This window comes from Citrobacter sp. CK194 (assembly GCF_030333395.1).
In the GTDB taxonomy this organism is placed as follows: Bacteria; Pseudomonadota; Gammaproteobacteria; order Enterobacterales; family Enterobacteriaceae; genus Citrobacter_B; species Citrobacter_B koseri.
Map to the genome: position 1 here is coordinate 77619 of NZ_JAOWGA010000017.1, position 11514 is coordinate 89132.

Here is an 11514-nt window from a genome sequence, read left to right on the forward strand (position 1 = left end):
GCTCGCACGACTAAAAATGTAAATGATAATCATTATTGTGTTGCAAATGAGAAATATTGCTAATAAGTTATTTCACGCAATTTCTCTTTTAACAATGGCAAGTGATTAATATCATGATAAAAAAGGCATATAAATTATCGCTTTTGAGTTCGCTTATTGCAGGGAGTCTGGCAATTCCTGCGGTACAGGCTGACGACATCAAAACAGCGGCAAACCAGAAAGCAGAACAAACAAACGCCAGTAACCCACCGGAGAAACAGGCTGCCCGCGACAAAGAAATAAACAGCGGCGAAACCATGGTCGTGACGGCCAAAGAACAGACGCTCCAGGCCCCTGGCGTCTCTATCATTGACAGCGAGGCCATTAAAAAACGGCCAATACAGCGCGACGTCGCTGAGATCATTCGCACCATGCCGGGCGTCAATCTCACCGGGAACTCTAACAGCGGACAACGCGGGAATAACCGCCAGATTGATATCCGCGGCATGGGGCCGGAGAACACCCTGATTCTGATTGACGGTATGCCTGTCTCCAGCCGCAACTCGGTACGCTATGGCTGGAGCGATGAGCGTGATACCCGTGGCGACACCAACTGGGTGCCGCCAGAAATGATCGAGCGCATTGAGGTCATCCGTGGCCCGGCCGCCGCGATGTACGGCAGTGGCGCAATGGGCGGGGTCGTCAATATCATCACCAAACCGGCGACGGACGAATGGCACGGCAGTTTAAATACCTATTACAACTTTCCACAGCACAAATCCGAAGGCAGCACCAAACGCTATAACGGCAGTTTAAGCGGCGCGCTGGCGGATAATCTGACCCTGCGAGTCTACGGTAACTGGAATAAAACGCAGGCTGATGCCCAGGATATCAACGAAAACCACACGACCCCGCGTATCGGTTCTTATGCCGGTAGCTACCCCGCTGGCCGTGAAGGTTTTATCAATAAAGACATCAATTCAGCTCTGCGCTGGGAATTTATGCCGATGCAGACGCTGGAACTGGGGGCCGGCTACAGTCGCCACGGCAACCTGTATGCCGGTGATACGCAAAACACCAACAGCAACGCGCTGGTAAAAAAATATTATGGCAAAGAAACAAACGTTCTCTACCGCCAGACGCTCAGCCTGAAATATACCGGCGCCTGGGACAGCGGCGTCACCACCAATAACTATGTGCAGTTTGAAAAAACGCGTAATACCCGCCTCAATGAAGGCCTCTCTGGCGGCATCTCGGGGATTTTCAGCCCGTCAAATGAAGGGTTCTCGACCATTTCGTTGTATGACACCAACCTGCACTCGGAAGTGAATATCCCGCTTGACCTGTGGGTTAGCCAGACACTGACCTTTGGCGCGGAATTTAACCACCAGGCGATGAAAGATCCGTCGTCGAATACCGAATCCACTACCGGCGGAGGCTCGGTTCCGGGGATTGCCGATACCGGGCGCAGCAAATACAGCTCAGCGGATATTTACGGCATCTTTGCGGAAGATAACCTTGAACTGACGGACAGCACTCGTCTGACCCCTGCCGTTCGCTTCAACCACCAGAGTATTAGCGGCAGTAACTGGAGTCCGTCACTGAACCTCTCCCAGGAACTGGGCGGTGACTTCACGTTAAAACTGGGTATTGCCCGCGCATGGAAAGCACCAAATCTGTATCAGACCAACCCCAATTACCTGTTGTTCAGTAAAGGCCAGGGATGCTACGGCGGCGGCGCCTGCTATCTGCAAGGCAACCGCGACCTGAAAGCAGAAACCAGCGTCAATAAAGAGGTAGGGATTGAATATAATCATGATGAAGTGCAGGCCGGGCTGACCTGGTATCGCAACGACTACCATGACAAGATTGCAGCCGGTGACTCGGTTGCGGGCAAAGCCACCTCCGCAAATATTTATCAATGGGAAAACGTGCCAAAAGCCGTCGTTCAGGGGCTGGAAGGGACGTTCAATTTCCCGCTCGCCGATACGCTGAAGATGAAAAATAACTTCACCTATATCATCGAGAACAAGAATAAGAAGAGTGGAGATTACCTGTCGGTTATTCCCAAATACACCATCAACTCAACGCTGGAGTGGCAGGCCGCCAACGATCTGTCGGTGCAGGGTACGCTGACGTGGTACGGCCGCCAGAAACCGAAAAAATACACTTATCAAGGGAACCCCACTTCGGGCAGCGAAACCCGACAGGTATCGCCTTATGCGCTGGTGGGCATGAGTGCGACTTACGCGGTGACGAAATATGTGGATGTGACCGCAGGGATCGATAACCTGTTCGACAAGCGCCACTTCCGTGAAGGGAATGCCCAGACCACCGGTAACGCCACCACGGGCGCGTATCTGTGGGGAGCTGGTGCGAACACCTATAACGAACCTGGACGCACCTACTACATGCAGGTGGGGCTGCACTTCTGACGACCACCAGACACGCATCATAGCGTAATGGCTAAGGGCGGCTTCCCGCCGCCCTCTTCACTCACTGCCCGGTTAATCGCAGCGCGCTGCCCCGGGAGTCTCCTCCGCGCTCATATTCAGTAACGCGCTCTGAAAAGAGGCGGTGAACATCGGCCCGTGCGTCAACCCCGGGTAATTCCACCAGGCAACCGCAAGCCCGTCTTTTTGCAGGGCGGAAACGGCGTCGCGGGTTTTATTCAGGATATCGGAAACCGGAGTCTGCGCGTTTTTCCCCGGTGAAGCGGAACCTTCCATGAAAAATAAACGCTTATGGCAATTTTTCGCGGCATCCATTGTGGTTAACCGGGTTAACAACGAGAAATTGTCTCTTCCCAGCGATGGGCTGGCGCTGTAGTAAAACCGAAAAAATGACGACGACAGCCACGAATCAAGGACGAATAAGCCGCCGTAGGAGTGTCCCCATACGCCGCGTCGTTCAGGATCGATGTTGAGTCCTTGTTCCGTTTGCGGCGCGATACGCGTCTCCAGCAGTCGACGGAAGTCCCCACTGCCGCCACCCGGTCGACGGTAGCGCCCCTCCGCCCCGCTTTTCACTTCCAGCGCGGGCGTATAATCATAGGCTCTGCCGTTCAGATCAAAGGGTAAGTGGGTCTGGTAGCCGATGGCGACAATAACGGGGGGCGTTTTTTCCGCCAGTTGTTTCAGCAAGTCCTCCGTCAGGCGGTCCATCACCGCGTTGCCATCCAGCATATACAGAACCGGATAACCCGACGCTGGCGGCGTTTTATCAGGAATGCCGGTCCAGACCTTGTAATGCCTTTTTCCGTCGGCGGAGTCGAAATTTTCAACCCTGAAATGGTAAAACGCGGAACCCCGATCGGCGATATTCGGCCCCAGCGGCTCCATATCCGGCCTGGCATACCCTTTCGCGCCATACAGCAAAGTAATACAAGAGATCGCTAAAAACGGCGCCATGCGACGACGCCCGTTTCGATACTCACGGCCATACATCTCTTCGTTATTCCTTTTTTTACAGGTGAAATTCAGATTTTTACAACATTACATACAGTTACCCGAAAGGCTCTGCGGGTCAAGTAAACCGTTACGGCCTTCATTCACATTTAAAATTCTGGTGAATGTACTTTAATCACTTATTTCGCAAAACAATATAAGTTTGTGCAAAGTCTCACAGTAACCTATTTTTATGCACGTTATAGTGGCGATAACAGCAAATAAACAAGGCCTCTATTCGTTATGAAAAACATCTTTACACTGACATTCCTCGCGCTAAGCTGCCTTTCCACGCACGCTATAGCCAGTGAAAAACTTGCCGGTAATGAAATTCTCGCCGTTCAGAAAGGCGGTGTCCCGGATAAGGTTTATGAAAACAACAAGCCTCATTTAAGAATTGCGACCTATAACATCGGCAAAAATGAAGCGTCCGAAAATGTAGCTGATTTCACGTCGCTTAATGCCGCTATCAAAAAAATTGCAGCCGATATCATTGCGGTTCCAGAGGTTGATAATAAAACCGCAAGAAGCCAAAAGATTGATCAATTGAAAACGATCGCTGATGCAAATAACTATCACTATGCCTTTGGTAAGGCGCTGGATTTTGACGGTGGTGAATACGGGCTCGGCATTTTATCGAAATACAAAATTCAGCATACTCAGGTTATCAATTTACCCTCAGGCGATGCAGAACAACGGGTAGCATTACTGGCGCAAATTGAGGTTCCGGGTTTCGATACGCCGGTACTGGTCATGGTTACCCACCTTGACTGGCAAAAAGATCCCACCATGCGAATTGAGCAAGTCCGCCATCTGCTGGATGTCAGTATTGGCGATGCGTCATCCGATTTTAAAGATATCGCCTCTTCAATAAAAATTCTGGCTGGCGATTTCAACTCTACCCGTGACGAACAGCCGTTAAAAGAAATTGGCTATTTCTTTAATCCGGTTGAGAAACAGGGGACGGATTATCGTACATGGCCTGCGGTTAACCCGGCGATTGATATTGACCACATCTTCACTTTCAAGGGGCAAAAATGGGATGTGAAGAAGATAGACATTCCGCATAACTCCCCTGCTTTCACCTGGTCGTCGGCAAGCGATCATCTCCCCTTTATCGCGGATATGGAACTCACCGAGCAGTAACCTATTGGCAGGGATGGCGGGATTTCCGCTTTCCCTGCTGGCAACCGCACCGATCGCCAATAGCGCAAGGTGCATCAATCACAGATTTTGCCCTATACTGGAAAGCTGGCAAACACTGAACTAAACAGGTGATTGATGGATATTGATCTCGACAATCTGGTCTTTGACGGGCTGGAGGAAGCGCAAGAGCGTAACGCTGAACGTGTGGAAGACGCAGATAAAAAAGCCCAGGCGGTTATTGCGGATGATGATTGCGGCGATGCCTGCAAAATATAACGACAGAACCGGCGTAATGCCGGTTTTTTTATTCAGGATTAAGCCGCAGAAAGCGCGCAGATTTCGTTCCAGTATGCCTCGCGCGTTTGTCGATGTTCAGCGTTCTGTTTTATCACGGAACCACTCCGGATCAATGTTGGCGATATCCACGCCATACAGGCTGGCGACAGGAAGAACAGACTCAACAATACGCTGAAGATGAGGCTCCGCATCGTACTGTCGGGTCTGTGGACGTGCTTTCACCACAGTATGCCAAAGACGTTTAAACCCATTCATCTTCTCCGCCCCTCTGTCTGTATGCTGGATGCGTTTTATTGCAGCGCATTCGCGTGAAAAAATGAAATACGAAATCCTGCCATCCTTGTGCATTTATTGCATTAGACCATCCCATCTTAATTCACCGACCATTAACATCTGTTTTACTAATATCTTTTTGTATATAGATAAGAATCTTTTCTTATTTGGTGACGACGGCGAGTTGTGGGAGCGTAAAAAGACAAACCCAATCATGTCGCGAATGCAGCGGCCTTTTTGACCGCGACATGAATTATTTAGCGTCTCTACAGGGATATCAAAGAAGATGATGGCAACGACAATTCACAGCACTAAAAAAACATTACTGGCATTAAGTGCGCTATTCGCATCCGGTATTGCCGCATTACCCGCCCAGGCCGATCAACTGGCGGATATTAAAGCCGCCGGCGTAGTGAAAGTGGCCACGTTCGATGCGAACCCGCCGTTTGGCTCCGTCGATCCGCAAACGCATAAAATCGTTGGTTACGACGTTGATTTTGCTGAAGCGCTGGCCAAATCGTTGGGAGTCAAACTAGAACTGGTCGCCACCAACCCAGCCAACCGTATCCCGTTACTGCAATCGGGTAAGGCCGATCTGATCGTCGCGGATATTACCATCACCCCGGAGCGCGCCCAGGTTATCGACTTTTCCGTTCCCTATTTTATCACCGGGCAACAATTCCTGGTTCCGGCGACCTCACCCGACAAGCTGGATGAGTACAGCCGCGCGCGAATTGGCGCGGTGAAAGGAACAACGGGGGAACAGGCGCTGCACCAGCGTTTCCCGCAATCCCGCGTGCTGGCCTATGATGATATCCCGCTGGCGCTGACTGCGCTGCGTAATGGCAACGTTCAGGCGATCACCCAGGACAGCACCATTCTGGCGGGCCTGTTAAGCGGGGCGCCGGACAAAGCCAACTTTAAAATCCTACCCGACCTGCTGAGTAAAGAGGAAATCGGCGTCGGGGTGAAAAAAGGCGAACCCGCGCTGTTAAAGGCGGTGAACGATGAACTGCTGAAGCTCGAGTCCACCGGACAGGCGGCCAAAATCTATGACGTCTGGTTCGGCCCCGAAACCAAAAATCCACAGCCGCGCGCCTTTAAGATAGAAGCGAAGTAATATGCTCTCAGGTTTGTTTACCCGCTCCGCAGCTTCGGCTGCGGATTTTACGCATTTGCGTCAGGCGCGCGTTGAACTGCGCGATGTGATCAAACAGTACGACGGGCACCGGGTATTAAACGGTGTCAATCTGACGGTGGAACCCGGAGAAGTCGTTACCATCCTTGGGCCATCCGGTTCGGGAAAATCCACGCTTATTCGACTCATCAACCAGCTTGAGTCATTAAGCGGCGGCGATATTTTTATCGATGATAAGCCCATTGGTCAGCTCAAGGGCGCAGCGCTGCGCCAGTTACGCAGCCGCATTGGATTCGTATTCCAGCAATTCAACCTTTACGCCCATCTGACGGCGCAGCAGAACATTACGCTGGCACTGGAATATGTGCATGGCTGGAATAAAGAGGCCGCCCGGCAGCGAGCCCGCGAGTTGCTGGATCAGGTGGGTCTGGCTGAAAAAGCCGACGCATTTGCCGCCCAGCTCTCTGGCGGACAGCAGCAGCGCGTCGCCATTGCCCGCGCGCTGGCCTCCTCCCCGCAAATTATCCTTTTTGATGAGCCAACATCCGCGCTGGACCCGGAAATGATCGGCGAAGTCTTACAGGTCATGAAGAACCTTGCCCACAGCGGGATCACCATGATCGTCGTTACGCACGAGATGCACTTCGCGCGCAAAATTGCCGACCGTGTCGTGTTTATCGACGGCGGCGATATTCTGGAAGTCGCCTCGCCTGAAGCATTTTTTACCCGTCCGCAGCACCCCAGAACCCAGCGCTTCCTGAAGAAAGTGCTCGATCCGTTACACCAGGAGTCATCGTTATAATGCTTACTCTGGACTGGCAGGGGGTGCTGAGCGGGCAACCTCTGCAATGGGTCATCTCGGGTTTTTTGACCACGCTCTGGGTCACGCTGGCAGGCGTTTTGCTGTCGACACTGCTGGCGATTATCCTGCTCGCGCTACGTCTCTCCGGCAACGCATTCGGTCGCCGTCTGGTCGCCGCCTGGGTCTCGCTGTTTCGCAATACTCCTCTGCTTGTGCAGTTGATGTTCTGGTACTTCGCAGCGTGGAATTTTCTGCCCCGTGGCGTGATTGATTTCGTTAATACCGATCATTTTTGGTCGATCCTGCCTGGCGATGTCTGGTGGCTGACGCCAGAATTTCTCTGCTCCGCATGGGGGCTGGGGGTATTCACATCGGCCTTTCTGGTTGAGGAGATCGCCTCGGGGTTGCAGGCGGTATCCGCCGGGCAGCGAGAGGCCGCTGTATCGCAAGGTTTTTCCGCGTGGACGACCCTCCGCCATATTCTGCTCCCCCAGGGGCTGGCAAACGCCTGGCAACCCATCGTGGGGCAATACCTTAATCTGATGAAACTCTCATCGCTTGCCAGCGGTATCGGCTTTGCCGAACTGACCTATCAGGTGCGACAAATTGAAAGCTATAACGCCCATGCTCTGGAAGCCTTTGCCGTCGGCACCGCGCTCTATTTGCTGACCGGCATTGTATTGGGTCTGCTACTGGCGCGGCTAAACCCCGCCCCGACCAAAAGAGTGAAGCCCAAAACGCGTATTTTCAGCCTCAGGAGTCCACACCATGATCGCTAATATTTCGGTCATTACCGACAATCTGGATTACCTGCTGTGGGGACGCGCTGCTGATGGTCAACCCGGCGGCGTGCTCCTCACATTGTTGATGGCGCTGGGTGCTAGCGTGCTGGCGCTTCCCGGCGGGGTGGTTCTCGCCTGTCTTGCCTGGCGATTTCCGGGCGTTATCCGTAATGGGCTGTTTCTCTGGGCAGAATTTATTCGCGGCATTCCGCTGATCTTCGTGATCTTCTGGATGTGGTATTTGCTGCCAATGCTTACCGGAAGCGATCTTCCCGGCGCCGTTACCGTCACGCTGGCGCTGGCCTGGTTTACTGCGGCATCGGTGATGCACTCCGTTTATGCCGGCATAACCGCGCTTCCTGCCGGGCAGTACGACGCCTCGGTAGTGCAGGGATTTCGCCCGTTTCAGGCATTATGGCTCATTCTGCTTCCCCAGGTGCTACGCAATGTAATGCCGTCATTGACCGGCATTTTTATCGGCCTGCTGAAAGACACGTCGCTGGCGTTTATCGTCAATGTTCCTGAACTAACTACCGTCGCCGGTCAGGTGAATAACCGGGTACAGATTTACCCGGCGGCCATTTTTATCTTTACCGGACTGGTCTATTACCTGCTCTGTTTTGGCCTGGAGAGATTCACCCGTCGACGATTCGCTATCCGATAAACGGCTCAACACTCAACAAACTGATGTTGTTCGTTGAGGCGATATTTTACCCCGGCGCGTATGTTGTTCTCGCCTTCAATGGCAACGGCGAAACGGGTACGTTCGCCATCGTGATACGCCAGCGCAGCACAGCCGCCGGGCCCCAGTATCAGGGAGTCAACGTGCCCGGTGCTGGCGATGACCGCATTGTCACCGCTGGTAACGAGATGGACATTCTCTCCGCTGTTGGCAATTCTGGCATTGGCGCCAAAGCTGACAACCTGCGCCAGATCGCCATTGCTGGCAATATTGCTCCTGTCACCCAGCGTGCTGATGCGCACCCGCATTCCCGCGCTGGCAATACGACTCCCGTCACCGGCGCAGCTTACGCGGGTTGAGTTCCCTGCCACCGCCACCCGCGCGCGATCGCCGGAACAACCTATATGCGTGTTGTAGCCTGCGCTGCCAATGCGCGCGCAGTACCCCGCGCTGGCAATCTGCGAAGCGTACCCCACGCTGGCAATTTTGACGTTATCGCCCGCACATCCCAGATGAACGTTATCGTCCGCGCAGGCAATGTGTTCGCTATTACCGTGGTGCGATTGCGCACTCACCAGGCTGTCCATCGCGCTGATATCCTGACGCGCAAAGCTCTCCTCATCCAGCCAGCGCGACCAGGCATATTCCACCAGGCTATTTGCCCAGTCGAGATAGCCTTCACTGCTCAGCGCCCGATGCACGTCGGCGTAGCTGCCGCCATTCGGAAAGCGACGGACAAACCAACGATAGATGACGGGCCCGACTCGCCAGGTACGTAAATCCTCTCGCGTAATGATCATCCGTTAGTGCCGATGATAGCCATCAACCATGCAGCGGAAGGTCTCACCGGGCGTACGACCTGTCGTGCAAAGGTAAAGATGACCGAAGATAAAAAAGAGACTAACGATCGCCAGCGCGAAATGCGCCTGCAACAGCCAGTAACGCACGCCGGGGAACAGATCGCCCGCCGCCTGCGGATAAAGCGACAGTAGTCCGGTTATCAGCAACAGCGGCACCAGGCCGTACATCACCCCGAGATAAGCGGCCTGCTGTAACGGGTTGAATTTAGACTGTGTGGTGGCGGGAAACGGATGTTCCTCACCCTGCATAATGCCGAACAGATAGAAGCGGGTCTGCTTCATCGCCCGGCCAATCCAGCCCTCGCGGCGAATAATATAATGGTGTCCGTTGCCGCCCAGCATGTTGATCAAAACAAAACCCAGCCAACACGCCAGCAGCAGAAAACCGCAGATCTCATGCACCGTCAGCAGACTCTTCATCACCGACGCGCCAACCAGCGAGAAATGATTGATCAGCCCACTGCCGAGCAGGAGCACAAACAGTAGCGCGTTCGACCAGTGCCACAATCTCACCGCTTTTGAGTACAGGTAAACCTTTTCACCGTGACCGGCCGCGGCTTTGTTGGCGGCGCGAAACCGCAGCATGGCATGCAGCCCCAACACCAGCCACATCGCTACCAGCATCAGTCCGGCGATGACTAACCAGACAGGCCAGTATTCGGGAGAAAACACGGGGACATAGTTCGCCAGTTGGACATGGAACTGTTCAGCATTCTGCGACGCGTTCATACATTTTCCTTTTTAATCAAATGTTGACCGAACCGGCGATACAGATGCGGTTTTCCGGCGCCTGCGAGTTGGTGTTGATAGAATTTGTTCTCCTTCAGCCAGGTCTGAATTTCCGGGCTGTCTTCACGACCAAAAATCAATGCGTGCTCCGGGCAAGCATTCACGCAAATCGGCGGGAACCCCTTTGCCAGGCGAGATTCGGCGCAAAAGTCGCATTTATCCGCCACTTTGGTTTGTGGATTGAGATAACGCACCTGATACGGACAAGCGCCTATACAGTAGCTACAGCCGATACAGCGCGATTCGTCTACCCGCACAATACCGCGCTCATCACGCCAGGAGGCGCCGGTCGGGCAAACATCAATACAGGGCGCATCTTCACAGTGCTGGCAGGACTGGCGGAAATAGTGATAAACGGTTTCGTTTTCATTATCCGAAACAGGAATATGCGCGATGGATAAACGACTGCCCTGAGCCGGAACATGGTTGGTCTTGCGACACGCCCGGGCGCAGAGATTGCAGCCGTTACACAGGGATTCATCATGAATCATGGCATAACGCACCGCGTTGCTATTCTTCGTGTTCGCTAACAAATTTTGGCCGGGCCCGCTGAAAAAAATCACCGTCCCCATACCAAGCACAAATTTTCGTCGAGTGAAGGACATCTGGTTATCCTCTAATCCGGTGGCAGCGATCGCCCACGCTTTCCATGACATCACCCTGAACAATCAGGGATTCTGAAACTGCTCAACCTCAAGCCATTCGCATAAGCCATATGCCTTGCCGTAGCTCATAAAACGTTCGCTAAACAGATACGGTACGTCGTTGGACGACGCCACACGGCGAATATCCGCGTAATCCGGGTGCGTGTCGATCGCGGCAAGAGCTGTCTCTATTTGCTGCGGCGCAAAGCGGTATGGCGGTTGTTCCAGCATGGCGACCTTGTAGGGTCGCGGATAGGTCTGGCAATCAAAACGCACCGCCTGTGCGATAGCCCGGCAAATATCGTTCTCCACCACCTGCACGCACATGTCGGCATAGTTAGCGGTCATGGTTTGCGTCGAGTAGTAATAATCATCCTGAGCACCCTGTACGCAGGCGATATCCGCCCCTGTCTCGCTCTGAAGCAGCGTCTCCAGCAGCGGCATTAACGCCTCTTCCTCCACTGAATACGGCGGTTGCAGGAAAAGCGCGCGAGCCACTAGCTGGCCTGAAGCAGAATGCTGGCGGATGAACTCCGCCATGATCTCTGCCGGACTCGCGGGAGGCGTTGGTTCATCCACTCGCCTTTCATGCTGATGTAAGCCTTGCAGCCACTGCCGCTTTTCAATATCCACCTCAGGCGTGGAGTGTTCGCCCTCTGAATGACTCATCTCACCT

At 53.4% G+C, this 11514-nt stretch carries 13 protein-coding genes; 7 read left to right on the forward strand and 6 right to left on the reverse strand.

Annotated elements, in window-relative coordinates:
* Positions 1 to 113 precede the first annotated feature (113 nt).
* On the forward strand, positions 114 to 2414 hold the full coding sequence (locus OGX80_RS08720) for a TonB-dependent siderophore receptor (protein WP_233644111.1): 2301 nt from the start codon (positions 114 to 116) through the stop codon (positions 2412 to 2414).
* A 72-nt stretch (positions 2415 to 2486) separates the two neighbouring features.
* Here the strand turns inward: OGX80_RS08720 and OGX80_RS08725 are convergent, their stop codons facing one another.
* Positions 2487 to 3425: an alpha/beta hydrolase gene (locus OGX80_RS08725; RefSeq protein ID WP_286471169.1), complete on the reverse strand. Its 939-nt coding sequence runs from the start codon at positions 3423 to 3425 to the stop codon at positions 2487 to 2489.
* Positions 3426 to 3668: 243 nt separating this feature from the next.
* Between OGX80_RS08725 and OGX80_RS08730 the strand changes: the two genes are divergently transcribed.
* Positions 3669 to 4571: an endonuclease/exonuclease/phosphatase family protein gene (locus OGX80_RS08730; RefSeq protein WP_115181687.1), complete on the forward strand. Its 903-nt coding sequence runs from the start codon at positions 3669 to 3671 to the stop codon at positions 4569 to 4571.
* Positions 4572 to 4706: 135 nt separating this feature from the next.
* The gene (locus OGX80_RS08735; RefSeq protein WP_096753850.1) at positions 4707 to 4847 is read left to right on the forward strand and encodes a hypothetical protein; all 141 of its coding nucleotides are present in this window, start codon (positions 4707 to 4709) and stop codon (positions 4845 to 4847) included.
* A 96-nt stretch (positions 4848 to 4943) separates the two neighbouring features.
* Here the strand turns inward: OGX80_RS08735 and OGX80_RS08740 are convergent, their stop codons facing one another.
* A complete protein-coding gene (locus OGX80_RS08740) occupies positions 4944 to 5123 on the reverse strand; it encodes a hypothetical protein (protein ID WP_024130375.1) in 180 nt (59 codons plus the stop codon).
* A 304-nt stretch (positions 5124 to 5427) separates the two neighbouring features.
* On the opposite strand from OGX80_RS08740, the gene OGX80_RS08745 reads away from it, so the two are divergent.
* The 4 genes from OGX80_RS08745 to OGX80_RS08760 are packed head-to-tail and all read left to right on the forward strand — an operon-like array spanning position 5428 to position 8527.
* On the forward strand, positions 5428 to 6261 hold the full coding sequence (locus OGX80_RS08745) for an ABC transporter substrate-binding protein (protein WP_012132560.1): 834 nt from the start codon (positions 5428 to 5430) through the stop codon (positions 6259 to 6261).
* Position 6262: 1 nt separating this feature from the next.
* Positions 6263 to 7081, forward strand: a complete 819-nt coding sequence (locus OGX80_RS08750) for an amino acid ABC transporter ATP-binding protein (RefSeq protein WP_286471171.1) — start codon at positions 6263 to 6265, stop codon at positions 7079 to 7081.
* Positions 7081 to 7860 carry an amino acid ABC transporter permease gene (locus OGX80_RS08755; protein ID WP_060816190.1) on the forward strand — a complete coding sequence of 260 codons (780 nt, stop codon included), beginning with the start codon at positions 7081 to 7083 and terminating at the stop codon, positions 7858 to 7860. Before OGX80_RS08750 ends, OGX80_RS08755 begins: the two co-directional genes overlap by 1 nt.
* Positions 7850 to 8527 (forward strand): amino acid ABC transporter permease, encoded by a 678-nt coding sequence (locus OGX80_RS08760; protein ID WP_115181688.1) that lies wholly within the window; start codon positions 7850 to 7852, stop codon positions 8525 to 8527. The genes OGX80_RS08755 and OGX80_RS08760 overlap by 11 nt, the downstream gene beginning before the upstream one ends.
* Before the next feature lie 5 nt (positions 8528 to 8532).
* Here OGX80_RS08760 and ydhT read toward each other — a convergent pair whose 3' ends face one another.
* From ydhT to OGX80_RS08780, 4 genes are all read right to left on the reverse strand, one after another.
* Positions 8533 to 9345, reverse strand: a complete 813-nt coding sequence (gene ydhT, locus OGX80_RS08765; protein ID WP_047457302.1) for a protein YdhT — start codon at positions 9343 to 9345, stop codon at positions 8533 to 8535.
* 3 nt (positions 9346 to 9348) lie between these two features.
* Positions 9349 to 10134 (reverse strand): thiosulfate reductase cytochrome B subunit, encoded by a 786-nt coding sequence (gene phsC / locus OGX80_RS08770; protein WP_047457305.1) that lies wholly within the window; start codon positions 10132 to 10134, stop codon positions 9349 to 9351.
* Positions 10131 to 10799 (reverse strand): 4Fe-4S dicluster domain-containing protein, encoded by a 669-nt coding sequence (locus OGX80_RS08775; protein WP_071818897.1) that lies wholly within the window; start codon positions 10797 to 10799, stop codon positions 10131 to 10133. Before OGX80_RS08775 ends, phsC begins: the two co-directional genes overlap by 4 nt.
* Before the next feature lie 63 nt (positions 10800 to 10862).
* Positions 10863 to 11507: a YdhW family putative oxidoreductase system protein gene (locus OGX80_RS08780; protein WP_115181689.1), complete on the reverse strand. Its 645-nt coding sequence runs from the start codon at positions 11505 to 11507 to the stop codon at positions 10863 to 10865.
* Positions 11508 to 11514: the final 7 nt, after the last annotated feature.